The sequence below is a fragment of the Sphaerisporangium perillae genome, from assembly GCF_023276435.1.
Lineage (GTDB): Bacteria > Actinomycetota > Actinomycetes > Streptosporangiales > Streptosporangiaceae > Sphaerisporangium > Sphaerisporangium perillae.
Genome location: NZ_JALLPO010000019.1, coordinates 109702 through 136378 on the forward strand (window position 1 = coordinate 109702; position 26677 = coordinate 136378).

Here is a 26677-nt window from a genome sequence, read left to right on the forward strand (position 1 = left end):
GATAGTTGCTTGACGCCCTCGAGTGGGCGGCCAAGATCGCCTCGTTCGACGGCTTCGTGATGGTGACCCCCGAGTACAACCACTCCACCTCCGGCGCACTGAAGAACGCCATCGACTTCCTGTACGCCGAGTGGAACAACAAGGCCGTCGGGTTCGTCAGCTACGGCTCCGTCGGGGGCACCCGGGCGGTGGAGCACCTGCGCCTGATCGCCGCCGAGCTGCAGATGGCCGACGTACGGGCCCAGGTGGCGCTGTCGCTGTTCACCGACTTCGAGAACTTCAGCGTCTTCAAGCCCGGCGACTTCCAGCGTGAGTCGCTCACCACCGTGCTGAACCAAGTGGTGGCGTGGAGCAAGGCGCTCGCGCCGCTGCGCGCCGCCTGAGCACAGGACCCGGCGCCACCCGCGCCCTTCGGCTTTAGCGCAGGCGCCGCCCGCGCCCGGCGGCACCGGTGTCCGCCGTCGCACCCGCCCGGCGGCACCGGTCTCCGGCGTCGCCCGCGAACGCGCTCAGTCGCCGGCCCCGACCTGCCCCATCGCGCGGGCGAGCCCGGCGAGATCGATGCCTTCGAGATGGTCGAGGACGTGGCGGCGCACGCTCGCCAGATGGGTCGGCCACGCCTGCTCGAGGCGGGCGAGGCCGGCGTCGGTGAGAACGGCGTTCAACCCGCGGGCGTCCTCGTCGCACCTGACCCGTTCGACCAGACCCTGCGCCTCCAGGCGGGTGACGATGCGGGTTATCCCGCTCAGGGAGAGGTTGCAGGCGGACGCGAGTTCGCTCATCCGCATCAGCCGATGCGGAGCCTCGGACAGGTGCATCAGGGTCAGGTACTCGCTGAGCGGCAACCGCTGCTCGCGCACCATGTCAGCGTCGAGCGCGCGGGGCAGGGCGTACATCACCTGCCCCAGCGAACGGATCAGCGCTTCCTCATCGGAGTTCAAGGGCTGCGGGGGCTGTACTGCGTCGGCGGGCATACCCCAAGTTTAGTTGCTTGACGGAGAAAGTATCCTGTCGTCCGCGAGGTCGTTGACCAGGTGCAGGGCCAGGGCGGAGAACTCCGCGACGTACCACGATCCTCTGGCTCGGCGCCGCCTCGCCGGCGGCGGGCGCCATCACCCTCGGCGTCGGCCTTCTCACCGCCTGACGCGAGATGGCGTGAGATGGCGCGAGATGGCGCGAGATGGCGCGGCCGGATCCTTGCGCATCTTGGCTATCGAGCCGCTTTCGCCGGTCGCCCTGCCTTTGACAGGCTTGCCGGTATGCCAAGAACGACGATGCGCGCGATCGGTCAAGACATGCTGGGCGGTCCAGAGGTACTGAAGGAGATCGAGGCGGAGCGGCCGGCACCCGGGCCGACCGAGGTGCTGGTGCGGGTGCACGCGGCCGGGGTCAATCCGACCGACTGGAAGCATCGCGCCACGGGCGGCATGCTGGGGCAGCCGCCGTTCGTCCTCGGATGGGACGTCTCCGGTGTCGTCGACTCCGTCGGGGTAGGGACGACTCTCTACAAACCGGGCGACGAGGTGTTCGGCATGCTCCGCTATCCGTACGGCCACGGCGCGTTCGCCGAGTACGTCGCCGCACCCGCCCGCACGTTCGCCCGCAAGCCCCGGAAGATCGACCATGTGCGGGCCGCCGCGCTCCCGCTGGCCGCGCTGACCGCGTGGCAGGCCCTGGTGGACACCGCGGAGGTGAGGGCCGGGCAGCGGGTGCTGGTCCACGCCGCCGCCGGCGGCGTCGGCCATCTCGCGGTGCAGATCGCCAAGGCCCAGGGCGCTCACGTCATCGGCACGGCCAGCGCCGCCAAGCACGAGTTCCTGCGTGGACTGGGAGCGGACGAGCTCGTCGACTACCGGAGCGTGGACTTCGCCGAGGCGATCGAAGACGTGGATGTGGTGATCGACACGATCGGCGGCGACTACGGACCCCGCTCGCTGCGCACCCTGCGCGAAGGCGGGGTCATCGTCTCGCTCGTCCTGTCCAATACGGCCGCGGATCTGCGCGCCCAGGCCGAGAAGCTGGGCATTCGCGCGGAGGCCATGCTCGTGGAACCCGACCACGCCGCCATGAAGGCGATCGCCGCGCTGGTGGAGGAGGGCCGCCTGCACGCCGAGATCGACACGGTGCTCCCCCTGGAACAGGCGGCCAAAGCGCACGAACTCGGCGAGACGGGCCGCACCACCGGCAAGATCGTCCTCACCGTGCGGTAGTGGGCCTGCTCCGGCGCAGGAACTCGATGAGGTCGGGGATCGGTATCGCGTGCAGGACGTGCCCGTCCACGCCTGTCGTGGTGGTCGCGTTGAACAGCGAGTTCAGCACGGCCTCCTCGACCGCGTCGAGTGCCGCCTCGAACAGCGGGCTCAACGCCGCGTCGGGGGGAGGCGTGCCGCCCGGGCGAACGGAGAAGGCGATGCCGTAGTCCCCGCTTCCATGACTGTAGGAGGCGCCGACCCGCCCCAGCCCGAAGACCGCACGCCGCGCGAGACGGGTGAGCTGCCGGGCGTCGAGAGGCGCGTCGGTCGTGACGACGATCATGCATGATCCGGCGTCCTGGACCGCGGCTTCGCCCGGTCCGAATCGCCCAGGGGGGATCGTGGTGCCGAGAACGCGCAGCGTGCCGCCGAAGTTGGCCTGCACCAGCACGCCGAGGGTGACCGGCTCGCCCGCCAGGTCCAGGACGCGGGAAGAGGTGCCGATGCCCGCCTTGAAGCCCAGCGCGCCGGTGCCCGTACCCGCTCCGACGCATCCCTCGGCCACCGGTCCCGGCGCGGCGTCGTCGATGGCCGCCAGCACCTGTGCCTCGCCGACGGGACGGGCGCGAATGTCGGACAGGTAGCCGTCGTTGCACTCACCGACCACCGGATTGAAGGACCGCACGTCCGCACAGTCGGGTCGTGCCAGCATCCAGCTCACCAACGCGTCCGCCGCGCGGAAAGCGGAAAGCGTCGAGGTGAGCACGATGGGCGCCTCGATCTGCCCGAGCTCGGCCACCTGGGTGGCGCCTATCAGCTTCCCGTAGCCGTTACCGGTGAACAGCCCCGCGGGCAGCGGCGCGTGCGGGCCGATGCCGTCGGGAACGATGGCGGTCACTCCGGTACGGATGTCGGGGTCGCGGAGGATGGTGCAGTGCCCTACTCGTACCCCGGGCACGTCCGTGATGGCATCGTGCTCCCCCGGCTCCCGATCACCGATCATGATCCCCAGGTCACGCGCCCGCCTACCCCGTCGCATCAGGCGCCACCTCCCGTCATCGCGGCCATCCTGCTGCCGCTGACCGGCCGCGGGGCCGCCCTGTCCCGACTGTCCGGCCACGGCGTGCCGGCGCTTGAGGCTCGCGGCGACCTCCACGGCCCCGCTCCCAGGTGACGCCGCCGACAAAGCTCATTGACGCCAGGATTTGGCATATTTACTGCGGTACTTTGTGTCGTCCTCGGTCTCGATGAGCGCCATTGCTTGTCGCTCGATCCGCTCGTCGCCGGTGGCCTTGTGGAGATTTCGCAATCCGACGATGATGTCGTTTCGGATGAGCGTGCAGTTCTTCTCCGGCTCACAGTCGCCGAATCGTGCGACGAGCGCGCCGAGCAATGCCGTTCGCCGGGTCGTCCCGGCGAGTCCGATCTTCCACAGCGACTGCAGGCAGTGTCGCGCCGTCACGAATCGCTTGTCCCCGGTCACTTCGATCAGTGCGCCGAGGTCTCCCAGGATGCGTTCCTCGGGGTCGCTGAGTGCGAGGTTGCATAGGATCTGCGCCGCGATCGCCCGGTTGTGATTGTCCTCGTGGGCGAGGTTGCCGACCACCTCATCCCACACCGCATAAGCCCAGGCAACCGGATCGCCGGTCGCCTTCATCGTCTGTTCATACGCGGCGTTTTGTCGTTCGCGGTCCTTCGACCAGAGGTCACTGAACCCTTCCGGCACCGAACTGCTGGTCACAGGCTCCGACTCCAATAACGTGCGACGGCGACCCAATATGCGGCCGCCCATATCGTAGAGCGTATTCGATATGGGCCATCAAAAGGCCGATGACGCGGTGGGGCCGTCACCCGACGCCGAACCGCCGACTCGATCAAGGCGGCGCCCAAGCCGGCCGCGACCAGCGCGAGCTGCGTCGAGTGCTCGAGGCGGTGTGCGGCAGCTCCTCGCGCGCCCACCTGGAGGAGAACGCCGGCGCCGCGAACCTGCCCCTCAGTCCCGACGATCGCGCCCAGCTGACCCCGACTGGGTGATCGAAGTTGTCGGTGAGGGTTCCCCGCGATGTGGGCTCCCTGTCATCGGACGGCGGCCGGGAGCGGCGATAGATTGTCCATGCGTAAATCCCTGCTCGCGGCCACCGTGATCGCCGCGTCGCTTGCCGGCGGTATCGCCTCGCCCGGCATCGCCGCCGCCGATTCCGGTCACGCCGGCACCACGTCCGATCGTGGGCGCTCCTTCACCTTCGCCCTGCTTGGCGACACCCCCTACGGCGCAGCCCAGGAGGCCGCGTTCCCCCTTCTGGTCGATGACGTCAACTCCGACCGGGACGTCAAGCTCGTCCTGCACGCGGGAGACGTCAAGAGCGGCTCCACCACCTGTGACGACGCCCACCTGACCGCGACGGCGAAGCAGTACCAGACCTTCGAAGACCCGTTCGTGCTGACCCCCGGCGACAACGACTGGACCGACTGTCACCGCGCCGCCGCAGGTGGCTTCCTCCCCACGGAGCGGCTCGAAGCGTTCCGCCGGCTCTTCTACCCGGTCGCCGGCCGTACCCTCGGGCGTCACCCGATGAAGGTGGAGACCCAGGCACGCGACCAGGACCACCGCGACTACCTCGAAAACGTCCTCTTCACCGAGAAGCGCGTCGTCTTCGCCACGGTGCACGTGGTCGGCAGTTCGAACGACCTCGCCCCGTGGGGTGAACTGCCCGGCGGCGACCGGCCCGAGGCGCGGATGGCGGAGTACGAGGCACGGAAGGCCGCCGCGCTCGACTGGATCGACGACGCCTTCAACACGGCCAGGCGCACCCACGCCCCGGGCGTCTTGCTCATGATGCAGGCCGAGCCCACGCAGACCGAAGGGTTCGCCGACATCCGCGAGCGCATCGTCGAACGCTCTCGCGCGTACGGCAAGCCGGTGCTGCTCGTGCACGGTGACGAGCATGTCCAGGAGGTGGAGCCGAACTACGCGGGCGTGCCCGGCCTGACCCGGCTGGAGACATTCGGCGACACCGCGAGCCAGTGGCTGCGCGTAACCGTCGACCCGAAGTCGCCCGAGGTCTTCTCCTGGGAGCGGCGGACCGTCCCGGCGGCATGACACACCACGCGAAGCCAACGCGCGGCTGTACTTCGACGAGCTGTCCAAGGCTTGAACAGCTCCTCCTACGACGCGGCCGCCCCGTTCCGGACGGGACTGCGAGCGGTGCCGTTCGTGACCGGATATGGCCAGACCGGCGGTGGCCGCTCGGGAGATCCTTACCTCCTCACCGCGCTACCACTGCTCGCGCTAAGGCGCCGACGGCCTTGCCGAGCCGGTCGGGTAGGCCGTACCCGTTCGCGAGTACGTTCGCGAGGGTTTCGGCGGATGGGAAGGCGTGCGTGAGCCCGTGCCCGAGCCCGGCGATGGGCGTCCCGTAGGAGCGAGCCAGGCGGCCAAGACCGCTCCTCGCATCCGGGCCGCAGAGCTCTTGGCTGATGACCGCGTGAACGGCAACCTCGAACGGTCCCCATGCGCCCGGGACACGCACTCCCGGCCGGGAGGTGATCAGGGGCCCGAGTGCCGCGTCCGCGGCGAGCTGCCCCAAGGCGAGGATTGGGTCCGAGTCGATGCCTGCGAGCCGGGCCGCTCGCTCCACGACGTGGATGACCCCTTCCCAGTAGGGGAGGTGCGCTCGCAGCTGCAGGTGGTCGGTGCCTCCTGGCCCGATCTCGAGCATCCCGGGCGCCCCATCGAGCGCGATGGTCCGGCGGTACATGCCTGATTCGACCGACTCGACACCAGGGATGGCTCGCTCGGCGAGGAAGTCAATGGTGGCATCCCAGTCGTAGGGGGCCGTGAACGGCATCCGCAGCACGAGCCCTCCATCGGCGGTGAGCCGATCGCCTCGCCTGCGACGTTCCCGGAGCTCGCGCGGGGTGGACCGGAACACCTCCTGCATCGCCCGGTTGAACTGGCGAAGGCTGCCGAACCCGGAGGCGAAGGCCACCTCCGCGATCGACAGGTCGGAGTCGTCGAGCAGGCGCCGGGCGAAGTGCGCACGACGTGAGCGGGCGAACTGGTCCGGGGTCACGCCGAGGTGGTCGTTGAACATGCGCCGCAGATGGCGCGCGGACACACCGAGCCGAGCGCCGAGCGCCGCCTCGTTGGCGTCGTCCAGCACGCTACTGATGATCAGCTGGACCGCCCGGCACACGAGCTCGGGGGCGTCATCTCCAACCGTGCCGGCCACCCGGTAGGGCCGGCAGCGCAGACACGCCCGGTAACCCGCGGCCTCCGCGGCGGCCGCCAGTTCGAACGTCCGGATGTTCTCGGCGAGAGGTTTGGCCCCGCACCCGGGCCGGCAGTAGATCCCCGTCGTCCGCACGGCGGAATACGTCGTCACAGGCTAAGACTCGCCTTCGCCGGCGAACGGGTCTAGCCGGATTCGGACACGACGGATCGGTGCCTCGCGGGTGTGAAGCACAGGGCCGATGCCAGTGGGAACGCAGATCCATGACAGTTGCGCGCGCCCGGCGTATCGATGCGGGCGGTGCCCGCGGGGCGGACTCTGGTGTGGCCCAACAACGCCTGACGGTGGTGGACCTGCCGACGGGCGAGCGCTGGGAGTCGGCGCGATGAGCTTGTTCCTGACGAAAGTCAGGGGTGGTGGGTGTCGTTCGGGTCCTGTGCCGGGGGGCCGCGAAATCTAGCGTGACCGGCGTCGACGAGACGATCGGAGCACGTTGTGTGGCAAGGCAAAGGCTGGTGGCGGAGTGTTGCGGCCGTGGTGGCCGCCGGTTCGGTGGTTCTGGCGATGCCAGGTCCGGCATTCGCGAAGGGGGAACCGGACGAGGCGGCGGTCGAGCGGGTGGTGTCCGGCTTCGCCGGCAAGGCGGGCTACCCGGGCATCGCCGTCGCGATCACCAAGGGCGACAAGGTGCTGTATGCGGGCGGATACGGCCATGACTCCTCCGGCGCCGCGGTGACCGCGACGACGCCGATGCCGGTGGCGTCGGTCAGCAAGTCGTTCACCGCGCTCGCCGTGATGCAGCTGGTCGAGGCGGGAAAGGTGGCGCTGGACGCGCCGGTGCGCGACTACCTGCCCGAATTCCGGATCGCCGATCCTCGGGGGGCGCGGATCACGGTGCGTGAGCTGCTGAACCAGACTTCGGGGATCACCGACGGCACGCTCCCGGAGAAGAGCCTGCCGCAGCCGGATTCGCCGGCGGGCGCCGTGACGCGAGCCCGTGACGCGACGCTGGCCGCCGAGCCCGGCACGAGGCACTACTACACGAACACGAACTACCACCTCGCCGCCCGGCTGGTGGAGGTCGTGGCGGGCGAGCCGTTCACGGGCTATCTGCGGCGTCACGTGTTCGAGCCCATCGGCATGCGGGCGACCACCACGGTCGGCCAGACCCCGCGCGACCTGCCGGGTGACGTGCGCGAGGGACACATCTACGCCTACGGGGCGTCGATACCCACCCCCGAGCCGAAGCGGTTCGTCAACGGCTCCGACGGTGTGATCACCACGGCCGCCGACATGGCCAAGTGGCTGATCGTGCAGAGCGGCGGAGGCCTCGCCGCGAACGGCAGGCGCCTGGTCTCGACCGCGAGCGTCACGGCCATGCACACCTCGACGGACCGGCGGTGGACGTACGGGATGGGCTGGGACACCGACCAGAAGGGCCGGGTCCACCACGGCGGCATATGGTTCACCTACACGGCCGAGCAGCTTCTGCTCCCCGGCGGCTACGGCATCGCGGTCATCGGCAACAGCGGCATCGGCCTGGGCAACGAGGGCATCGGCGCGCTGGCGGACGAGTTGGCCGTCCTCGTGACCGGCGGCGAGCCGTCGACCGGCGCCCCGGTGCGGCTGATCGTCGACTTGACGCTCGCCGGCCTAACCCTGCTGAGCCTGTTCCTCGGGGTCCGCAACCTGCGGCGTACCCGGGCGTGGGCGGACCGGCGCGCCGCCCGGCCGTCCTGGCGGCTCGTCCTGCGGCTGCTGCCCCGGCTCATCCCCCTCGCCCTGCTGGTGACCCTTCCGGACCTGCTCGGCCGGCTCGTCGGAGGCGGGCGGGACATCACCTTCATCCAGCTCTGCTACTACTCGGCAGCGCTGGTCACCTGGACGGCGGTCGCGGCCGTGCTGAACGTCAGCGTGCTGATCTCCCGCGTCGTCGCGCTGGCCCGGCTGCGCCGTCCGGCCGGGAGCCCGCCCCTGCGGGACGCATCGGCTCAGGTCGGCGCGAGATAGTGTCGGCGCCGTGACGGGATACGGCCGCGGGCGGTTGACGACGTTGCCCGCCCCGCCATGGGCGCTCGGCGTGCTCGCGGGACTGCTGGCCGTCGTCGCCCTGTCGTATGCCGAACTACCGGCGTGGGCATGGGCAGGGGCCTTGCTGGCGCCGGTCGCGGCCGTGGCGCTGCTCGGGACGTACCCGGTGATCTCGCTGGGGGTGTGCGCGGCCATGAGCATCGCGACGGCACTGGGCATGGGCGACGCCGTCCCGGTGTGGAGCAGCGCGGTCGCCGGGGCCATCTTCGTGATCAGCCTGCTGGCCGGCCGCCGGATGCCCCGGCCGGCCCCGGCGCTGAGCGTGTTCGCGGTGGGGACGGCACTGGACGTCGCGCTCGGTCTGATCGCCGGTGATGTGTGGAGCGTCGGGCTCCTGCTGCTCGGTCTGACGGTGGTACTGCCGTGGGTGCTGGGCCGCTCCATCCGCCAGCAGGCCGAGTTGGTCGCGATCGCCGCCGAGCGTGCCCGGTTGCAGGAGCGGAACCGCATCGCCCACGACATGCACGACACTCTCGGGCACGAGCTGAGCCTGCTGGCGCTGCGCGCCGGAGCGCTCGAGATGGCGCTCGATCTCGATGACCGGCATCGGACGGCCGCGACGGAGTTGCGTGCCGGCGCCGGACTGGCGACCGAGCGGCTGGCCGAGATCCTCACCGTGCTGCGCGCCGGCGAGCCCGCGCCCCTGCGGCCGGTTTCGGACCGCATCGAGGACCTCGTCGATCGGGCGGCCCGGGCCGGCCTGGCGGTATCGCTGGAGTGGCACGGCGTACTGCACCTGCCGCCGATGGTCGACCGGGCCGCCCACCGTGTCGTGCGGGAGGCGCTGACCAATGCCGCGAAGCACGCGGCCGGGGCGGCCGTGCGGGTGCGGCTGGCGACGGCGGACGGCACCACCGTGGTCACCGTCACCAACGCCCTGCCGCCGCACGCGCGGCGGGGTACGGGGGGACGCGCCGGCCTGACAGGACTACGGGAACACGTCCGGCTCGCCGGTGGAACCCTCCGAGCCGGGCGGCGTGATCACGAGTTCGAGGTCGTGGCCACGTTGCCGCACATGGGGGAATCATGATCCGGGTCCTGCTGGCCGACGACGACGTGATGATCCGGGCCGGGGTGCGTGCCATCCTCAACACCGACCCGGACATCGACGTGGTCGCCGAAGCCGGCGACGGGCGGGAGGCCGTCGAACTCACTCTTGCGCACCGCCCGGACGTCGCCCTGCTCGACATCCGCATGCCCCGCCTCGACGGCCTCGCCGCCGGCGCCGAGATCACCCGCGCGGCGCCGTCGGTCGCCGTCGCCATCCTCACCACCTTCGGTGAGGATGCCTACCTGGCCCGAGCACTCGACGACGGCGCCCGCGGCTTCCTGCTCAAGTCCGGCGACCCACGCGAACTGATCGCCGGCGTCCACGCAGTGGCCGGAGGCGGCGCCTACCTGTCACCGAGGATGGCCGCACGGGTGATCGGCCGACTCCGAGCCGGCGGACTCAGCCGCGCCACAGCAGCACGCGCCAGGGTGGGGGCGCTCACTGACCGGGAACGCGACGTACTGGCCCTGCTCGGCGCCGGGCTGTCCAACGCCCAGATCGCCAACCGGCTGGGCCTCGTCGAAGGCACGGTCAAGGGCCACGTCAGCGCCATCTTCACCCGGCTCGACCTGCGGAACCGCGTACAAGCGGCCATCCTGGCCCACGAGGCCGGCCTCATAGCGGAGTGACGCTCTCGCCACCGTTCCCAACCTGAGCGCGGCCCCCAGATATACACGCTGGATTTCACGTACACGGGGGCGGGAGCCCCGAAACCCGCCGCGCCTGAGAGGCGGCACGTACGGTTTCGCCGCCGGCGCGTGCCCGCGCGACGGACGAAACCGTCCTGAAACCGCTACCCCCGTATACCTGTCCCCCATGTCTCACTGCCGGCGACTGGGCATCCGCCAAGGAATCCCGCGCGATGAAGCGCCTGCCGAAAACCAGCGAGCCGAAAGGACCACGTCCAGGCCGGCACCGTCCTTTCCCCGAATCCTCTCCCTAGATCCCTGGAGGGCACCTTGATGAGATTTCCAATTCGCGGACGTCTTGCCGTGCAGAAACCTCGCCGCTCGACATCCCTTCTCGCGGGCGCGCTGATGCTGGCCGCATCGGCGATCGCCGCCGCCCCGGCCGACGCCGAAGCCAAGGCGAGCAAGATCGACTGGCACTCCTGCTCTGCGCCCGCCGCCGGAGCGGTCGAGTGCGCGACCATCAAGGTGCCACTCGACTGGTCCAACCCCCATGGAAAGACCATCGACATCGCCCTGGCCCGCCGCAAGGCCACCAAACCCGGCGCCCGCATCGGTTCCATCCTCCTGGATCCCGGCGGCCCCGGTGTCCCCGGTATCGACGAAGTCAAGCGCAAGCCGAATTTGTTCACCCCGGCCGTGAGCGAACGCTTCGACGTGATCGGCTTCGACCCACGGGGCGTCGGCAGCAGCACCTCGGTCAAGTGCGACACGAAGCTGCTCGAGCAGGCCACGACCGCCAAAACCCTTGCAACCCGTAGTGCGGCCGACTACGCCGCCTTCGCAGGCGCCAACGCGAAGCTCAGCCAGAACTGTCGCAAGCTCACCGGCGCGCTGTATGACCACCTCGACAACCGGCAGGTCGCCCGAGACATCGAGGCCATCCGGGTCGCCCTCGGCGAGAAAAGGATCACCCAGGTCGGATACTCCTACGGAACCCTGACGGGTCAGCAATACGCCGAGATGTTCCCCGAGCACGTCCGGGCGATGGTCACCGACGGCAACATGGACCACAGCGTGCAGTCGATTTGGGACTTCCTGGATGCCCAAACCGCCGCGATGGAGAACAACTTCGTCCAGTGGGCCGACTGGTGCGACAAGACCTCCGATTGCGCCCTGTACGGAAGGGACGCCAGGAAGATCTACGGTGAGCTGCGCGAGCGGGCCAAGAACGGGAACCTGGTCGACCCGGCCACCGGCGAGAAGGTCGACTTCGTCAGATTGACCGGAACAGCCCAGCGCGTCAACGCCCCGGAATTCTGGAAGGACCTCGCCGAGACTTTGGAGACGCTCTACGACGGCACCAGTCCGACACCGGGTGAGACGCCCACGACCATGCCACCCCGGACGCCGCCTAAAGTACAGAACTACGCACGCCAGGCGATGTATTGCCAGGACTGGTCCTTCCGGCTCAAGAACTACGCCGAGTTGAAGAGCGGGCTCTCCCGGCTGACCAAGCGGTACCCCAATGTCAACTGGAACCCCAACGCCACCGAGGCCGCGTTGGACTGCGTGGGATACCGCGGAAAGGCCACCAATCCCCAGGCACCTCTGATGGTCAAGGGCGCCCCGCCGCTCGTCATGGTCGGCAACGTCAACGACTTCGCCACCGTGTACCCGTGGTCCAAGAACGCCGCCAAGCAGAGCGGAGCGACCCTCGTCACCTACAAGGGTTTCGGACACACCATCTACCCGTCCACCGTCGCCTACGGGCCGAGCAAGTGCATCAACGACGTGATCGACGCCTACCTCATCCACCTCAAGGTTCCCGGCGCCGGCGTCAAATGCCCGGCCATCGAAGTGCCGGGCCAGGGCAACCAGCCCGCACCGCCACAGTGAGCGATCGGGCCAGGCTTCGTACCGTTCGCCACTACTCGCTTTCAGCCCGGAACGGGCCTCCCCGCAGGGGGATCAGAGGCTAGTGCGGTGTCAACCGACGTTCGCCGGGTCTGCTACGAATGAACCAGCCAAAGTCGGCGCCGGGTCGAGCATCCGTGACGCGATCAAGGAGCTGGTGACCGATGAACGACTTCACAGCACAGACGGGGCGGGTCGCCGTCGTCACCGGCGCGGGCAGCGTCGACGGCATCGGGTTCGCCTGCGCGCGGCGCCTCGCTGCGGACGGGATGCGCGTGGTGCTGACCTCCACCACGGAGCGCATTCATGCACGCGCCGCCGAGCTGCGGGAGCAGGGAGCCGACGCGGTGGGCCTCGCCGCGGACCTCACCGACCCCCGCGCGGCCGGGGAGCTGATCCGCCTCGCCATGACGCAGTACGGCCGGCTGGACGTACTGGTCAACAACGCTGGCATGACCTCAGTGAGCGACCCTGATGACCCGGCCGACATCGGCCGGCTCTCTGACGACCAGTGGAGACGGTCGATAGCCCGGAACCTGGACACCGTGTTCTTCATGACCCGGGCGGCGCTGGAGCCCATGCTCGCCGGCGGCCACGGCCGGATCGTCAATATGGCCTCGGTCTCCGGACCGGTCCTCGCCTTCCGCGGCGACAGCGCCTACCACGCGGCAAAGGCCGGGGTCGTCGGCCTCACCCGCGGCGTGGCGATCGAGGTGGCGGATCGGGGTGTGACCGTCAACGCGGTGGCTCCCGGGTGGATCGCCACAGGCTCCTCCACCGACCGAGAGCTGATGCTGGGCGCGGCCACACCGGTGGGCCGGTCGGGCACCGCCGAGGAGGTGGCCGGCCTGGTGGCCTTTCTTGCGTCGCCGGAAGCGAGCTACATCACCGGCCAGGTTTTCGTGGTCGACGGCGGGAACTCGATCCAGGAGGAGGGGGGTGTCCAGCACCACCCCATCGACTGACCAGCATCGCCCGCGCCAGATCGCTGGCCGTGACGACGGATGCCGGTCACGCTGCGGCGTGGCCGGCATCCGTCACGTTCTCCGACGGCGTTCAGGCCCGCGAGTCGTGGTCGGGATCCGGGCGGTCGGCGGAATGCGTGGCCCCGGCGGCGTTGGGGCACGTTCCGGCGGTGCGGCTAAAACGGCTGGTGCGGCCTGTGGGAGGTAGGACAGATTGGTCCCATGGAACGCCAGTTCATCAGCCATCTCGCCCATCGAGACCATCCCATCGCCGCGCCGGTCTCCGGCGCGCACGTCACCCGGCTGCTACGGCGGGCACGGCTGCCCGAGGCGGCGAGGATCCTCGATCTCGGCTGCGGTGAGGGAGCCTGGACGCTGCGTGCGCTGGCGCTCTACGAGGACGCGACCGCCGACGGCGTCGACATCTCCGCCGACGCGCTCAAGGCGGCCGAGGGGAATGCAGAAATCCAGGGCGTCTGGGAGCGCATCCGGCTGCACGAGAGGCCGGCCGCCGACTTTCCGGTGGCCGAGCGGTACGACCTGGTGGTCTGCGTCGGGGCGACGCACGCGTTCGGCGGACTCGGCCCCACCGTCGACCACGTACGGCGCTACCTGAGGCCGAACGGGCTGGCGCTGATCGGCGAGGCGTTCTGGGAGCGCGAGCCGACGCCGGAGGCGCTCACCCGGCTGGGCGCCGAGCCGTCTGAGTTCCTCGACCTACCGGGTACCGTCGCCGCCGCCGAGTCCGCCGGTTTCGACACGGTCTATGCGTACACCAGCGACCTGTCCGAATGGGACGAATACGAGTGGTCCTGGACGGGGACGCTGCTGCGCTGGGCCAACGAGAACCCTGGCCCGGACGCCGACGCGGCCCGCGCTGCCGCCCTGGAGCACCGCGACATGTGGCTGCACGGCTACCGAGGAATTTTGGGCTTCGTCACCCTCCTGCTCCAACGGACAGGCTGACCCATCCGCCACGCGATCTTCGTATAGCTGCCGCGTCCACGGCAGGCATCACGACCCGCGATGCCTTGACCTGAGGTAATCGTCCACCGACTTCTTACTGCTGCGCCACAGACCGTCGTCCCCCTTGATCGCACGGAGTCGTCCCCGTGCGGCAGCGACCCGGAGGGCGTTTTCGCTGACGGCGTGCGTCGCAAGAACGGGTAGGGGGACGAGCTCGACCGGACCGGCCACCGCCGGCATGACGAAGCGGTACAGATTCGTCGTCACGCTGCGTGCGATGAGCTCACCCAATGGGCCGAGCTCGTCATTGTCGGCTCGACGCTCTGAGCGTCACCACTGGCGATCTGGGCCGGCTTGGCACTCGTGCCTTGGGCCGCACCCCGGTAGGGGCGCGACCCATCCACAAGAGGTCAGGCTTCGCCCGGTGGTGAGACCGATTGGGCAGCTCACGCCGGTGCCTACGAGCGTGTATCAATGTGACCCATGCGACGGGCTGCGATCTACTGCCGGATCAGCCAGGACCGCGCGGGTGCCGGGCTCGGCGTCGCCCGCCAGGAAGCCGACTGTCGAGCCCTTGTCGAACGCCGGGGATGGCAAGTCATCGACGTCTACTCCGACAACGACGTCAGCGCGTACTCGGGAAGTCCTCGCCCCGCATGGCAACGACTGCTCAGCGACATCGCAGCCGGGACGGTCGACGCGATCGTCTGCTGGCACGTCGACAGACTGACACGCTCACCGCGCGAACTCGAAGACGTCATCGACCTGGCCACCCCGACCGGGCGTCTGATCGCCCGGATGCTCGGAGCCGCCGCCCGCCACGAGGCCGAGCACAAAGCCGAACGGCAAAAGCGTCAACGACGGCAGAGCGCCGAGGCAGGGAGGCGGTCGTGGTGGACACCCTGGAGTCCACTCCGCGAGACGCGACGCACTGGTCTCGGTCCTCGATGGCGGCGAAGTCGGGGCTGTCGCGCTCCAGCGTCGGGCGGATCCACCGTGTCCGGTGGCGGAGGACTCCGGGGCTCTGTCCCTCGCCGCTCAGGCGGCGGCGTCGATGAGCGCCTGCAGCACGCGCTGGGGGTCCTCGGCCAGCCGGTTGCACACATACAGCCACCACTCGGTGCCGAAGACGACGTACTCGCGGGTGGGATGACCCCGTTCCGCCATCGCGGCGAGCCGGTCGGGCCCGAGGCCGAGCAAGGTCTCGAACTCCCAGGGCACGTCGGGACCAGGCGTGCCAAACTGGTGGTCGATCTGGTTGATTAGCTCCCAGTCATGGGTGGCGAACGAGCACAGATGTTCCGACGCGGCCAGCAGCTTGGCATAGCGCAGGTATGCCGTGGCCAGGGTCTGGTCCCCGCGCGCGTAGGCAATCGTCTCCGGCTCCAGGAAGGCCCCCTTGACCAGGCGGATCCGACCCGGCAGGTCGAGCAGCGCCGGCAGGTCCTCGACGGTACGGTGCAGCCGCGCCTGAACGGTGATCCCGACGTGGTCGAAACATTCGGACAGTTTGCGGTGCACGGACAAGACTGTGTCTGTACGGTCCGAGCCCTCCGCCGAAATCATCATCTCCCGCCCGGTGTCAGCTGTAGCCCGCGCGATGCGTGTGGCGTTTTCCAACGCCAGATCTTCATCGATCGCCAGGCCAATGTGCGACAGGTCGAGCGAGATTGAGCAGCCCGGCGGTAGCAGGCGCGCGGCGTCGACGAACACGTCCGTCTCCGTCCCGGCCCGCTGCGGGTCGCTGCAGCTCTCACCCATGTACTCGACGCTCGTGCGGTGGCCCTTCGCGAGAATCCCCTCGAGCCGGTCCAGCGCGTCCGCGAGGTTGTCACCGGCCACATAGCGCCGCGCCACCCTGCGGACGATGCCGCCGAGCACCGGGTCCGCGGGGACACGCCATTTGAGATCCTCGTCCAGCGCGAGCTTGCGCAGGACTTGGGCCGCCGCGTCGGACGTCTCCTCGATGCCAGGGGTGAACGTGCTCGTCATCGTGCGCCTACCTATGAAGATGAAGAAAAGAGGGAAACGCAGTCGCCGGCCCTCTTGGACCCGATCGCTCTGCTCTGTCAATCTTTCCGATGCCGCTCCGTGAGCGAGAGTGGCAGAGCAGCCGAATAAGCTGAAATTCCTGCCACCTCATGCGCCTCTCAAGGAGAACCGGATGCTGCACGACGTCGCGGTGCTCGCTCTCGATGGCGGCCACGCCTTCGAGTTGGGAGTGTTCTGTGAGATCTTCGGGATCGACCGCGGGGACGACGGCCTGCCCGTCTACGACTTCGCGGTCGTCTCGCCCACGGGAACGAGCGTGCGGACGAGGCATGGCTTCCGTGTGGAGACTCCTCACGGACTGGAGCGGCTGGAGTCGGCCGATCTCATCGGCATTCCGGCTTCGGATCCGAACGTGCGGCACTCGGGGGACCTGTACGAGGCGCTTAGGGCCGCGGTGGCACGGGGCGCGCGCGTGCTCAGCATCTGCTCCGGCGCCTTCCTGCTCGGCGAGGCCGGCCTGCTGGACGGCCGCCGCTGCACCACCCACTGGCGCTATGGCGAGGAACTCGCCCGCCGCTATCCGAAGACCCGGGTGGAGGTGGACGTCCTCTTCGTCGACGAGGACCCGGTCATCACCGGCGCGGGGACCGTCGCGGGCATCGACACCTGCCTGCACCTGGTACGCAAGGAGCAGGGTAGCGCAGTCGCCAACGACATTGCCCGGCGCATGGTGGCGCCTCCACACCGGGACGGAAATCAGGCCCAATACATCAAACGCCCGAACGTCGAGTTCGGCGTCGGGCCCTTCGCATCCCTGCAGGCCTGGCTGCAGGCCAACCTCCACGAGCAACTGACTGTGGAGAGCCTGGCGCGCCATGTGAACATGTCGCCGCGCACCTTCGCCCGGCGCTTCCACCAGGAGATGGGCATCACCCCGCTCCAGTGGCTCACCAACCAGCGCATCCTGCTCGCTCAGCAGCATCTCGAGAACACCGACGAGTCGATCACCACGATCGCCGAGCGGGCCGGATTCGGCTCGTCTGCCACGCTGCGCCACCACTTCGCCCAGCGCCTGGGAACCACCCCCCACAGCTACCGACGTACCTTCCGTGGCCGGCGCACGGGCCCGGACAGCGCCTTCCCGTGACGGCAGGCGTGGGTGGTGAGAGTTCTCGGCCATCATCACGATCACGTTCGGGCTCGAGTCAGGCATGATCGCCATACTCGAAGAGCTGTACGTCGCCTGTGGGTGCCCAGAATTCGGCCACCGAGTGTGACCTGGGGTTTCCCGTTCGCCGGGCAGACTCGGCCTGAGACCGGCAGGCTTCGGGTTCGTGGCTTTACGACTGATCTATCTGATCTTCATTCGGCTTTTCGATGCCCTTGCCCTATTCCTACGCTCGGACGTCTCCAAGGACGCCGAGATCCTGGTGCTTCGCCACCAACTCGCGGTGTTGCGTCGTCAGGTCATCCGGCCCAAGCCGTCGTGGGCCGACAGGGCCCCTCATCTCGGCACTGGTCCGACTGCTCCCGAAACCGCGCCGGATCGGGCTGCTGTTCACGCCCGACACCCTGCTGCGCTGGCACGCCGATCTGGTTAAACGGCGCTGGACCTACAAGCGCACGACACCCGGTCGGCCGCCGACACGGCCGACGATCCACGCGCTGGTGCTGCGCCTAGCAGCCGAGAATCCGACCTGGGGATACCGCAGAATCGCCGGGGAACTGGCTGGCCTGGGCCGGAAAGTGGGCGCTTCCACGGTCTGGAGGATCCTGCACGAGGCCGGCGTCGACCCTGCCCCGCGACGGTCCGGCCCAAGCTGGGAGGAGTTCCTGCGCGCTCAGGCGTCCGGGATCCTGGCCTGCGACTTTTTCCACGCCGATACGATCACGCTGGCCCGGCTGTACTGCTTCGCGGTCGTGGAACATGCCAACCGCCGCGTTCACGTCCTGGGTGTCACTCCGAATCCGACCGCAGGCTGGGTCGCCCAGCAGGCCCGGAACCTAATGCTCAACCTGGGTGACCGCGCCGCCGACGTCAAGTTCTTGATTCGTGACCGCGACGCGAAGTTCACCGCGATGTTCGATGAGGTGTTCCGCGCCGCGGGAATCCGGATCGTGCATCGGCGGCACCTTTCCCCTGTAGCGCTGGGCGCGGTTACTTGCTCGTCTGGCTCCGCCTACACGGGTGATCATTCATCGAACTTCGGCGGGCTCCCGGAGCGACTGTTCCGCCGTCGCAGGCCGAGTCGTCGCCTCCAATGCGAAGCTGGTGCCCGCGAGCGCGAATCCCAGCAGGCCGAAGCCGACTCCGACCCAGCTGGGCGCGATGTAGCCCAGGCCATGCGCGATGACGATGCCGCCGAGCAACGCGCCGAGGCTGTTGGCGACGTTCATCGCGGACTGGTTGAGGGCGGCGCCCATCATCTGCGCTCCGGGCGCCACCGCGATCAGGCGGGACTGCAAGGCCGGGCCCAGGAATACGCCGGTCGCACCGACCAGGAACGCGCCGAGGAACAGCCCGATATGTGACCGCGCGATGAGCGCGAACACGGCCATCGAGACGATGAACGCCGGGAACCCGGCCATTATGGCGAGGCGCATGTTGCGGTCCGACGCCCACCCCCCGGCGGCGTTTCCGACGGTCATGCCGAGCCCGACCACGGCGAGCACCCATGGAACCGTTGACGCCGACAGCCCGGCCACATGTGTGGTGACCGTCGTGATGTAGCTGTCGATCGCGAAGAATCCGCCGAAGCCGAGCGACGCGATGCCCGCGGTGAGCCAGACCTGAGGCCTGCGAAAGGCTCGCAGCTCACTGCGAGCCGTGCCGTTCGGATGCGCGGCGACGGACGGCACGGTCGCAAGCACGGCGAAGAGTGTCAGCGCGAACACGACCGCGATGGCGAGATAGGCGACTCGCCAGCCGGCCGCCTGGCCGATCCAGGTGATTGCGGGTACGCCGATGACGTTGGCCACGGTCAGGCCGCCGAGCGTGACCGCGAATCCCTTGCCGTGACTGCCCGGGCCCATGATCGACGCGGCGACGAGGCCGGCGGCACCGAAGTAGGCCCCGTGCGGCAGCGCGGCCACGAACCGGGCGACCAGGACGAGGCCGAATGTCGGGGCGACCGCGGAGGCGACGGTGCCGGCGATGAAGATGGCCAGGAGGATGAGCAGCATCTTCTTACGGGGGACCCGGGCGGTGCCGGCCGCGAAGAGCGGAGCGCCGATGACGACGCCGGCCGCGTAGATGCTGATCACCCAACCGGCGTGCGCGACGGCCTGCGAGGCGGACTGCTCGTATATCGCGGGAAACAGGCTTCGTGCGATGTCCGGCAGCAGACCCATCGCGACGAACTCCGTCAGACCGATGGCGAAGCCCCCGAGGGCAAGGGCAAGGAGCGCAGCCCAACGCTGCGCCGGGGTGAGGGGGCTCATGCGAGACTTTCGTGATCAGTGGAGCACGACTCCGCCGTGCGTCTTGGGGGGCGGTCAGTGCGCTCGTGGTGGCTGTTCGCCTAGTTTAGCCACGCTGCTGCGTAATACCCTCGCGGGTGGACAAGGCGGCGAACCTGGACTACCTGCGCGAATACAACGACGCGTTGGTGTCGCAATCGCACGCCGCATCGGCGACTTCGACCGTGCAATGATCACCGGCACACCTGCACAAACAGGTCCTGATCCGGACCGACTCCGGGGGCGCCACCCGCGCCTTCCTCACCTGGGTGAGTTCCCGGCGCCTGAAGTACTCCATCGGGTTCAACCGCACCGACGACATCTGCGCCGCGATCCTCGCCCTGCCCGAGGAGGTGTGGCAGGTCGCCTACGACGCCGACCGCCAACCCCGCGACGGCGCCTGGATCGCCGAACTCACCGGCATGCTCGATCTGTCGTCCTGGCCCAAGGGCATGCGGGTCATCGTCGGCAAGGAGCGCCCCCACCCCGGCGCGCAGCTGCGCTTCACCGACATCGACGGGCACCGCTTCGCCCGCCGCTGGGAACCCAAACGGCTGTACGCCCTCACCGAGAGGTTCACCCAGGCAATAGATCTTGGCATCAACCAGAGAAATGCTCCTTGAGGATGATGCCGTGCACTCCGGTAGTCCGGTCGACGACTTGGGACACCTCGAAATTGGCGGCAGCGGACAGGTAGGCGTAGGCGACGGCGCGGTCCATGCCCTGGTCGTGTTCGAGGAAATCGAGCGCATTGACCACCGCCCGCCGCATGGCGATGTTGAGGTCGTTCACCTGTCCATTCTGAGCCCCGTCAGGGTCGGACAGCCCGATCGGCACCCATGCCTGCGCGGTCTCTGCGAACGGGTAGTGGAATGCGACGGAAGGAGCGTCGCCGGACCCGGCCTTGCATACCGTGAGCCGGAAGGTGCCACGCAGCGACCCCTCCATCGCGGTAAGCGCCACCTCGCCGTTGCCCATCGCGTGATGCGGGTCACCGGTGTAGAAAAGAGCCCCCTCGGTGAACACCGGCAGGTAGAAGGTCGCACCCACACCGAGGAGGTTGATGTCGATGTTGCCACCGCCGAGGGTGGGAGGAATCGAGTTGAGGGCGGGATCGGTCTGTTGGCCCGCGGACGCGAAGGCAACCCCCATCATGCCCATGAAAGGACGCAGGGGGAAGGTGACCGCGCCGGAGTTCCCTCGGCTCATGACGCCGCTCGGTACGCCTTTCGGCCCACGGCGCACCGGCGTGAACACTGACACGTTGCCGTAGCGGGCCGGGTCGCCCGTGGGCCGCCCGTCGGTCGCCACAGGCGGCATGATCTCTTCCAAGGTGATCCCAGCCGGCGCACCGCCGTTGGACGTCCGGGCCAGCGCACCTTTGCCATGCCGGCTCGACACCACGCCGTAGGGCACGCGCGGCAGCATCGAAAGCATTTCGACCTTGAGCACGTCGCCCTGCTGCGCACCGTCCACGTAGATCGGCCCGGTGACCACGTGAGGCCCGTCGAGGTCGAAGTTGCGCGTCGTCCGCGAGTAGCCACGGGCGATCGCGATCGCGTCCTCGAGCACGTTTTCACGAGGCACTCCGTGCTTGCCGAAGTAGGCGACCGGGTCGCGTCCTTGGTCTTCAAGGATGCCCTCGTGGGAGACCGAGTCGATGGTGACGGTCTCACCCGATTTCATCCGGAGCGCCGGCTGGCTGCCCACCGCCGGCACGTACCCCCACCGGACCTGCTCGACCGCTGACGGCAGGTAGTGCTTGCCATGGATGGGGCCCTTCCCGGGCTGGAGTACCTCTCCAGGGAGTGCCACCGCCGGCGCGGCGGACGTCTGGGCGGTCACGGCGAAAGCGGAACCCGAGCCCAACAACCCTCCACCGGCCCCGGTCACAACTGCGGCGGCGCGCAGGAAGTTTCGCCGCCCCAGCCTCGTGATCAGTACGTCCCGCATATCACTCGGGCTCTTCGGCAGTTTCATGACCCTCCTCGCGACCTCCCGACCGAAATGGTCGAGTATGGGGTATGTCGCAGCAGATCATGGGATACGCGTGTTACAGCCCTGTATGCACGAGATTTCGGCAGGATAGTTCTTTACCGGGAAAGAACCCGCAAAGGGAATGCCGCCCCGCCAAAGCGCTGCGGCGACTCGGTGATCTCATGGCAGCTCAGACCTTCGCCGAGGAAGCATTCAGGTCCGCTGACACCTGCCACCTACGCGGCCAGACACACCAGCTCGCCACCGTCGCCCTCGTCTTGGCCAAGCGTCGCGAACTGGACCAGGCCGTCGCCACCGCCGAGACCATGTTGGAGCGCGCGCATGGCACGGAGTCCGACGGTACCACCGGACTGACCCAGCGATCAGAGCCCTGCGCAGCATCCACTTACGATCCTGCCGGACGACTGATCGCCCCCTATCTGCCGCCTTGCCCACGAACCGAGAGCATTCCTAGGGGGTGCGGGGCGGAGCCCCTGCCTTGGGCGGGAGCCCCAATGAGCACAGCCCGAGCGGACCGAGGCCCGTGTTCGAGCGGAGCAAGGGCCTGAAATTGAGCGCGGGCCGCACTGGTGCACGGCCCGAATCCTCGGCCCTCATGCGTCGGTGTCTTTCGGGTGACGGGGCGATGCGTAGACGCCCCAGACAGTACGGCTGACATCATCAATGGCATAGCGGACGCGTCCGCCGCTGGTGACCTCGAATTCCCACTGCTCCAGATCCTGGCCATTATGGCGATGAGTGGCGAGGTCGCCGCGTAGGCGGTGTTGACGCTCGTGATCAGCTCGTGAGCGCGGATCGGCGCGCAGCGCCTCAAGACATCGGCGTGTGTTGCCCAGGGCGTGACGGCACAATTCCTCCCAGCCCTTGACCGCATCACTGGTACCGAACCGGATATCCCATTCATCGTCAGGAGGAGGGACCGTGACCCGGTCTCCCCGCTTCGGGCTCATACCGAAACCTCCACCGGCCCCAAGTCCCCGCTTGTGGCCTTGCGGGCGTGGGCGTAGTGGGCGGGATCGGCCTTGATTCGAGCGGTTGCCCGCCACCCTGCGACGACTTCCTAGTAGCCGATGAACATCAGTCCGCGCTCTCCGATCGGCGCGAGGCAGGTCGCCCTGTCCTGTTGACATGAGTGGTGCCCACGAGCGATGTGGTCGCGGGACCGGGGCTACAGCGCGGAGATCGAGGCGGGCGCGCGTTCGGCGCGACTGAGTGCTCGCAGCACATTGATCGCGCCGTGCCGGCGCAGCGCGATTCGGGTCAGCAGATCGACGACGGTCTCGATGGCCTCGGCGGGCAGTTCGGGCGTCGGCACCCCTACGCTGTGGGCCAGATCGTCGCTGTGGATGGCCACCTCCAGCAGTCGGCTCGTCACGAAGTCGTCCAGGCTGATCGACCACGCTCCCCAGCTAGGGCGTCGTATCGGCCGCGACGGCGCGACTGGCAGCACAGTGCGCAACTCTTGGACAGTGGCGTCTACCTGGGCCGCCAGGGCCGCGGGGCCGTCGGTGGCGTCCTCTTCGCCGCTGGTGCGGATAAGCACATTGAACGGGTCGTCGAGATCTGATCCGATCCAGCTCACTCGTGCGTAGTACTCGTGGATCGAGATGATTTCCTCTGAGGGCACCGGCTCGGCGAGCACCTTGGGAATGAAGAAGATTTGCCCGGCCAGATGACCGGCGAGACCCCGGACGCTGAGCTTGGGCAATGCGCTTGGCTCATGCCACGAACTGGCCACCTGGGGGGTGGCGAGCAGTTTGGCCGCTGACGCGGCCGCCGTGAGGTAGAGGTCTCTGATCTGGGCCATTTCCACGCCTCCAAGGGGAATGCGATCTACCGCCAGCCAGAACCTACGCTGCGAGCGAGCAGGATGGGTAACCTCGGTTGACGTTGGTGCCGCCGATGCCGCAATAGCCATTTGGCACCTAAAAAGGTACTGCTGGTGCCAGCACTTCTCTCAAGCAGAAATTCGATGTCGACATCCTCCCCATCCACCACCCCACGAGGTGATCAGCGGCTCGGCGGATCCACCACGGAGTCTCCCGCGAAGCACCGTGAAACGGTACCTGGACCTGCTCGAACTGATCTACGTTCTTCGTCGCATCCCCGCCTGGTCCTCAAATGCGACGACTCGGGCCGTCGCCACCCCGAAGCTCCTCATGGTCGATTCAGGGCTCGGCGCTCATCTTTGCGGGCTCACTCCTGGACGGGTCGCCGACGTGACCGCACCCGTGGGACCTCTCATTGAGAACTTCGCCCTTGGTGAGCTGGCCAGACAGCTCACGTGGGCGGAGGAGCCGGTGCGGCTCTACCACTATCGAGATCGCGATGGCGTCGAAGTGGACGGCCTACTGGAACGAGCATCGGGGGAAGTGGTGGCATTGGAGATCAAAGCCACCGAAACGGTCCGCGCCGACGACTTCCGAGGGCTCCAGCACCTGGCTCGCAAGCTTGGCGACCAGTTGATCGCAGGCTTTGTCCTCTATGCCGGCCCCGAAACCCTTCCCCGAGCCGGGCAGCGGGCTCCGGTGCGACGGCATCCATGCGGGGGTGCGGCAGCGAGCGCGTCGTTGGTCAGGCCGGGAGAGATCCAGGAGCGGCGTGGGATGCGCCGCTCGGGTTGAAGAGGGAGTGGTAGCCGCCCGCCATGTGCGGGCGGCCGTCGGCATCGGGACGACCCCGACTTGCAGGATCGCCTCGTTCTCGCGGTCCTGACTGCCAGTGCCGTCTAGCGAACGCTAGCGGCCTTGCAGTGCCTTGACGTTGTCACCGAAGGTCCAGCCCTTTGATCCATCCCAGTTGATGGACCAGGTCATCAGACCCTTGAGGTTGCCGCTGAAGCTGTTCCAGCCCTGGGACACGAGAGAGGGCGCCATGTAGCCGCCTCCGGCTCCGCTCTGGGCGGGTAGACCGGGGACCTGCTTGTCATAGGGGATCTTGATCGTCGTGCCCTGGATGACCAGGCCGTTGTTCAAGCAAGTGGTCTGGGCGGTGAACCCCTGAACCGTGCCCGCGGAATAGGAGTCACCGGAGCAGCCGTACATGCTTCCGTTGTAGTACTGCATGTTCAGCCACCAGAGGCGGCCGTTGTCGGCGTACTTCTTGATGATCGGCAGGTACGCTCCCCAGATCGAGCCGTAGGTGACGCTGCCTCCGGTTACGTACGCTGTCTCAGGTGCCATGGTCAGGCCGAAGTTGGACGGCATCTGGGCGAGAACGCCATCGATGATACGGATTAGATTGGCCTGGGACGGGGACAGCTGGCTGATGTTGCCGCTGCCGCTGAGGCCGGTCTCGATGTCGATGTCGATGCCATCGAAGTTGTATCGCTTAAGGATCGGCACGACCGTGGCGACGAAGCGGTCGGCGACGGCGCTGGAGCTAAGGTCGATGCCGGCAGTCGCTCCGCCGATGGACATCAGGATCGTCAGACCGGCGGCCTTGGCCTGGCACATTTCGGCCGGGGTCGCGACCTTGACGGTGGAGTCCATGCCGTCTTCCCACAGGACGGTTCCATCGGAGCGGATGACCGGGAACGCCGCGTTGATCACGTTGTAGCCGTGGGCCTTGATGCGGGAGTCGGTGATCGGAATCCAGCCGAGCGGCGGGTGCACACCATTCGACGCGCCGTCCCAGTTCTCCCAGTACCCCTGAAGAACCTTGCCCGTCGGCCTTGACTTCACCGCGCACGTGCTATCCGTCGGAGTGGGAGTGGGAGTGGGAGTGGGAGTGGGAGTGGGAGTGGGTGTCGGAGTGGGTGTCGGAGTGGGTGTCGGAGTGGGTGTCGGAGTGGGAGTGGGAGTGGGGGTGCTCGAGGGGGGAGCTCCGGGCCCGTCGAAGCTGACGTCATCGGCATAGTAGGTGCCCTGCCCGTACCACCCGTGCAGGTAGACCACCGCGGTGGTCTGGCCGGCCGCGGTGGTGAAGGCGACAGAGAGCTGCGTGTACGTCGTCGCCGACGAGGTCCAGTTGGACCCGCCGCCGTTCACTCCGAGGTAGACGTAATTACCACGCACCCAGGCGGTCAACGTGTAGGCGGTGCTCGGCTCGACGGTCACCGACTGGGTGCACTGGGCGTTGTCGGAGGTACTCGCCGCGCCGGCGAGTGCCTTCGTGCCGGAGCGGACCGGGGAGTTGACCGCCGAACCGAGCCCACCGGTGCAGGACCAGGGCGAAAGGGATCCGGTCTCGAAGCCCGGATTCGCGAGGAGGTTCGCGGCCTGAGCCGACGTCTGCGTGACGAGGACGCCTATGACCGCCAGCAACAACGAAACTGCCAGCGCCAGAAGGCGGGGGGTTCGCTTCATGGGGTAAACCCTTCTAGCGCCCGGGTGCAAGGGATCACCGGGCATCGACGGCGGACGGAAAGTGCGGCTTCCCTCGAACACCCGACTTCACCCGGCGGCCTTGACGAGGGGCGCGGCCGGAATGCCGTCCTGGCGGCCTCGAGCGCCATGGCGGTCACGGCGGGCAAGAGGATGAGGAGCGGACGACGGGATTCGTTCGGGCGCATGAGGGTCTCATCCTCAGGGATGGTCTGGGGTACAGTTCTTATAAGAAACTTTCCTAAGAGTTGTCGCGATCGTAGCCTCGACTTCAATGCCGTACAAGGCCCAAACGGGACGTCCATGTGGCGCGTGAAGTGCTTGCGGCCGTACTCGTAACTGGAGCATGCGGCCCTGGTGGAGTAGCACCCACGCATAGGTGCCGTGCAGCGTCGCCCACAGCAACTCGTCGTTCCCGCCGTGCGCGGTGGTGATGGCTCGTTCGGCGCCGATCGCGGCCAGGTCGTCACGGCCGAGGTGAACCATGAGGCTAGCGGCCAGGTCGTAGGCCATCACCAACGGGTAGAGCGCCGACTCACCCACAGCGGAGTGTGTGAGGCGTGCTTCGGCGATCAGGCCGAGCAGGTGAGCGACCAGCCACGGGAAGTCGCCGCGCCAGTAGCGGGCGCAGGCGCTGTCCACGGCGGCCGCGATGTCCTCCAGCCGTGTCGGTTCGCCGCCATGTCCGTCGTCCAGGTCAGGTAGGTACGACGGCGAGAGCAGCGCATCCCGGAGTGCCAGGACGCCGCCGCCGGCCCGCTCGGCGCCCATGCGGTCCCGCTTGCCAATCAGGGCGCTCAGCTCTGCGTCTAGGGCGTCGCCGCCAAGATCCATGCCCCGGCCCTGGACACCCACGACCG

The 26677-nt window shown here is 68.2% G+C and carries 22 protein-coding genes and 3 pseudogenes; 14 read left to right on the forward strand and 11 right to left on the reverse strand.

Features of this window, described 5'->3' with window-relative positions:
* Window positions 1–5 precede the first annotated feature (5 nt).
* Window positions 6–383, forward strand: coding sequence for an NADPH-dependent FMN reductase (locus tag MYF83_RS19895; RefSeq protein WP_248961975.1), 378 nt, complete (start codon window positions 6–8; stop codon window positions 381–383).
* A gap of 126 nt (window positions 384–509) precedes the next feature.
* Here MYF83_RS19895 and MYF83_RS19900 read toward each other — a convergent pair whose 3' ends face one another.
* Complete coding sequence (locus MYF83_RS19900; RefSeq protein WP_248961976.1) at window positions 510–974, reverse strand: MarR family winged helix-turn-helix transcriptional regulator; 465 nt, start codon at window positions 972–974, stop codon at window positions 510–512.
* 285 nt (window positions 975–1259) lie between these two features.
* Here MYF83_RS19900 and MYF83_RS19905 point away from each other — a divergent pair, with 285 nt between their 5' ends.
* Window positions 1260–2210: an NADP-dependent oxidoreductase gene (locus MYF83_RS19905; protein WP_248961977.1), complete on the forward strand. Its 951-nt coding sequence runs from the start codon at window positions 1260–1262 to the stop codon at window positions 2208–2210.
* Here the strand turns inward: MYF83_RS19905 and MYF83_RS19910 are convergent.
* The gene (locus tag MYF83_RS19910) at window positions 2197–3231 is read right to left on the reverse strand and encodes a P1 family peptidase (protein ID WP_248961978.1); all 1035 of its coding nucleotides are present in this window, start codon (window positions 3229–3231) and stop codon (window positions 2197–2199) included. The two genes, MYF83_RS19905 and MYF83_RS19910, sit on opposite strands and share 14 nt — an antisense overlap.
* 150 nt (window positions 3232–3381) lie before the next feature.
* The gene (locus MYF83_RS19915; protein ID WP_248961979.1) at window positions 3382–3933 is read right to left on the reverse strand and encodes a hypothetical protein; all 552 of its coding nucleotides are present in this window, start codon (window positions 3931–3933) and stop codon (window positions 3382–3384) included.
* Between the two features lie 372 nt (window positions 3934–4305).
* Here MYF83_RS19915 and MYF83_RS19920 point away from each other — a divergent pair, with 372 nt between their 5' ends.
* Window positions 4306–5292 carry a metallophosphoesterase gene (locus MYF83_RS19920; RefSeq protein WP_248961980.1) on the forward strand — a complete coding sequence of 329 codons (987 nt, stop codon included), beginning with the start codon at window positions 4306–4308 and terminating at the stop codon, window positions 5290–5292.
* A gap of 166 nt (window positions 5293–5458) precedes the next feature.
* Here MYF83_RS19920 and MYF83_RS43840 read toward each other — a convergent pair whose 3' ends face one another.
* Window positions 5459–6577, reverse strand: coding sequence for an AlkA N-terminal domain-containing protein (locus MYF83_RS43840; RefSeq protein ID WP_248961981.1), 1119 nt, complete (start codon window positions 6575–6577; stop codon window positions 5459–5461).
* 411 nt (window positions 6578–6988) lie between these two features.
* Here MYF83_RS43840 and MYF83_RS19930 point away from each other — a divergent pair, with 411 nt between their 5' ends.
* The 8 genes and pseudogenes from MYF83_RS19930 to MYF83_RS19960 form a co-directional block, all read left to right on the forward strand.
* The gene (locus MYF83_RS19930) at window positions 6989–8434 is read left to right on the forward strand and encodes a serine hydrolase domain-containing protein (RefSeq protein ID WP_248961982.1); all 1446 of its coding nucleotides are present in this window, start codon (window positions 6989–6991) and stop codon (window positions 8432–8434) included.
* 10 nt (window positions 8435–8444) lie between these two features.
* Window positions 8445–9545, forward strand: a complete 1101-nt coding sequence (locus MYF83_RS19935) for a sensor histidine kinase (protein ID WP_248961983.1) — start codon at window positions 8445–8447, stop codon at window positions 9543–9545.
* Window positions 9542–10195, forward strand: a complete 654-nt coding sequence (locus MYF83_RS19940; RefSeq protein WP_248961984.1) for a response regulator — start codon at window positions 9542–9544, stop codon at window positions 10193–10195. The genes MYF83_RS19935 and MYF83_RS19940 overlap by 4 nt, the downstream gene beginning before the upstream one ends.
* A 363-nt stretch (window positions 10196–10558) precedes the next feature.
* Window positions 10559–12094: an alpha/beta fold hydrolase gene (locus tag MYF83_RS19945; RefSeq protein ID WP_248961985.1), complete on the forward strand. Its 1536-nt coding sequence runs from the start codon at window positions 10559–10561 to the stop codon at window positions 12092–12094.
* A 182-nt stretch (window positions 12095–12276) separates the two neighbouring features.
* A complete protein-coding gene (locus tag MYF83_RS19950) occupies window positions 12277–13077 on the forward strand; it encodes an SDR family NAD(P)-dependent oxidoreductase (protein ID WP_248961986.1) in 801 nt (266 codons plus the stop codon).
* 222 nt (window positions 13078–13299) lie between these two features.
* Window positions 13300–14043 carry an SAM-dependent methyltransferase gene (locus tag MYF83_RS19955; RefSeq protein ID WP_248961987.1) on the forward strand — a complete coding sequence of 248 codons (744 nt, stop codon included), beginning with the start codon at window positions 13300–13302 and terminating at the stop codon, window positions 14041–14043.
* Between the two features lie 483 nt (window positions 14044–14526).
* Window positions 14527–14796, forward strand: a pseudogene (locus MYF83_RS44350) (recombinase family protein); the annotation flags it as partial.
* Between the two features lie 128 nt (window positions 14797–14924).
* Window positions 14925–15074 (forward strand): annotated as a pseudogene (locus MYF83_RS19960) (IS630 family transposase); the annotation flags it as partial.
* A gap of 7 nt (window positions 15075–15081) precedes the next feature.
* Here the strand turns inward: MYF83_RS19960 and MYF83_RS19965 are convergent.
* On the reverse strand, window positions 15082–16035 hold the full coding sequence (locus MYF83_RS19965; RefSeq protein ID WP_248961988.1) for a proline dehydrogenase family protein: 954 nt from the start codon (window positions 16033–16035) through the stop codon (window positions 15082–15084).
* 172 nt (window positions 16036–16207) lie between these two features.
* Between MYF83_RS19965 and MYF83_RS19970 the strand changes: the two genes are divergently transcribed.
* Entirely contained in the window at window positions 16208–17182 is a 975-nt protein-coding gene (locus MYF83_RS19970) for a GlxA family transcriptional regulator (protein WP_248961989.1), read from the forward strand.
* Window positions 17183–18231: 1049 nt separating this feature from the next.
* Here MYF83_RS19970 and MYF83_RS19975 read toward each other — a convergent pair.
* Window positions 18232–19476 carry an MFS transporter gene (locus MYF83_RS19975; RefSeq protein ID WP_248961990.1) on the reverse strand — a complete coding sequence of 415 codons (1245 nt, stop codon included), beginning with the start codon at window positions 19474–19476 and terminating at the stop codon, window positions 18232–18234.
* Between the two features lie 230 nt (window positions 19477–19706).
* On the opposite strand from MYF83_RS19975, the pseudogene MYF83_RS19980 reads away from it, so the two are divergent.
* A pseudogene (locus tag MYF83_RS19980) lies at window positions 19707–20021 on the forward strand (transposase); the annotation flags it as partial.
* A gap of 73 nt (window positions 20022–20094) precedes the next feature.
* On the opposite strand, the gene MYF83_RS19985 reads toward MYF83_RS19980, so the two are convergent.
* The 3 genes from MYF83_RS19985 to MYF83_RS19995 form a co-directional block, all read right to left on the reverse strand.
* Window positions 20095–21474: an acetamidase/formamidase family protein gene (locus tag MYF83_RS19985; protein WP_248961991.1), complete on the reverse strand. Its 1380-nt coding sequence runs from the start codon at window positions 21472–21474 to the stop codon at window positions 20095–20097.
* 611 nt (window positions 21475–22085) lie between these two features.
* Window positions 22086–22442, reverse strand: a complete 357-nt coding sequence (locus MYF83_RS19990; RefSeq protein WP_248961992.1) for a hypothetical protein — start codon at window positions 22440–22442, stop codon at window positions 22086–22088.
* 218 nt (window positions 22443–22660) lie between these two features.
* Window positions 22661–23299, reverse strand: coding sequence for a maleylpyruvate isomerase N-terminal domain-containing protein (locus tag MYF83_RS19995; protein ID WP_248961993.1), 639 nt, complete (start codon window positions 23297–23299; stop codon window positions 22661–22663).
* A gap of 247 nt (window positions 23300–23546) precedes the next feature.
* On the opposite strand from MYF83_RS19995, the gene MYF83_RS20000 reads away from it, so the two are divergent.
* A complete protein-coding gene (locus tag MYF83_RS20000; RefSeq protein ID WP_248961994.1) occupies window positions 23547–24116 on the forward strand; it encodes a DUF4143 domain-containing protein in 570 nt (189 codons plus the stop codon).
* A gap of 114 nt (window positions 24117–24230) precedes the next feature.
* On the opposite strand, the gene MYF83_RS20005 is transcribed toward MYF83_RS20000, so the two are convergent.
* Both MYF83_RS20005 and MYF83_RS20010 read right to left on the reverse strand, forming a co-directional pair.
* Window positions 24231–25799 (reverse strand): glycosyl hydrolase family 18 protein, encoded by a 1569-nt coding sequence (locus MYF83_RS20005; RefSeq protein ID WP_248961995.1) that lies wholly within the window; start codon window positions 25797–25799, stop codon window positions 24231–24233.
* Window positions 25800–26018: 219 nt separating this feature from the next.
* Window positions 26019–26651: a hypothetical protein gene (locus MYF83_RS20010; protein ID WP_248961996.1), complete on the reverse strand. Its 633-nt coding sequence runs from the start codon at window positions 26649–26651 to the stop codon at window positions 26019–26021.
* Between the last annotated feature and the right edge of the window lie 26 nt (window positions 26652–26677).

Coding starts and splice junctions, on each gene's coding strand:
- MYF83_RS19900 (WP_248961976.1), bottom strand. CDS start 974: ATGCCCGCCGACGCAGTACAGCCCCCGCAGCCCTTGAACTCCGATGAG.
- MYF83_RS19905 (WP_248961977.1), top strand. CDS start 1,260: ATGCCAAGAACGACGATGCGCGCGATCGGTCAAGACATGCTGGGCGGT.
- MYF83_RS19910 (WP_248961978.1), bottom strand. CDS start 3,231: ATGCGACGGGGTAGGCGGGCGCGTGACCTGGGGATCATGATCGGTGAT.
- MYF83_RS19920 (WP_248961980.1), top strand. CDS start 4,306: ATGCGTAAATCCCTGCTCGCGGCCACCGTGATCGCCGCGTCGCTTGCC.
- MYF83_RS19930 (WP_248961982.1), top strand. CDS start 6,989: ATGCCAGGTCCGGCATTCGCGAAGGGGGAACCGGACGAGGCGGCGGTC.
- MYF83_RS19940 (WP_248961984.1), top strand. CDS start 9,542: ATGATCCGGGTCCTGCTGGCCGACGACGACGTGATGATCCGGGCCGGG.
- MYF83_RS19950 (WP_248961986.1), top strand. CDS start 12,277: ATGAACGACTTCACAGCACAGACGGGGCGGGTCGCCGTCGTCACCGGC.
- MYF83_RS19955 (WP_248961987.1), top strand. CDS start 13,300: ATGGAACGCCAGTTCATCAGCCATCTCGCCCATCGAGACCATCCCATC.
- MYF83_RS19965 (WP_248961988.1), bottom strand. CDS start 16,035: ATGACGAGCACGTTCACCCCTGGCATCGAGGAGACGTCCGACGCGGCG.
- MYF83_RS19970 (WP_248961989.1), top strand. CDS start 16,208: ATGCTGCACGACGTCGCGGTGCTCGCTCTCGATGGCGGCCACGCCTTC.
- MYF83_RS19975 (WP_248961990.1), bottom strand. CDS start 19,476: ATGAGCCCCCTCACCCCGGCGCAGCGTTGGGCTGCGCTCCTTGCCCTT.
- MYF83_RS19985 (WP_248961991.1), bottom strand. CDS start 21,474: ATGAAACTGCCGAAGAGCCCGAGTGATATGCGGGACGTACTGATCACG.
- MYF83_RS19990 (WP_248961992.1), bottom strand. CDS start 22,442: ATGAGCCCGAAGCGGGGAGACCGGGTCACGGTCCCTCCTCCTGACGAT.
- MYF83_RS19995 (WP_248961993.1), bottom strand. CDS start 23,299: ATGGCCCAGATCAGAGACCTCTACCTCACGGCGGCCGCGTCAGCGGCC.
- MYF83_RS20005 (WP_248961995.1), bottom strand. CDS start 25,799: ATGAAGCGAACCCCCCGCCTTCTGGCGCTGGCAGTTTCGTTGTTGCTG.
- MYF83_RS20010 (WP_248961996.1), bottom strand. CDS start 26,651: ATGGATCTTGGCGGCGACGCCCTAGACGCAGAGCTGAGCGCCCTGATT.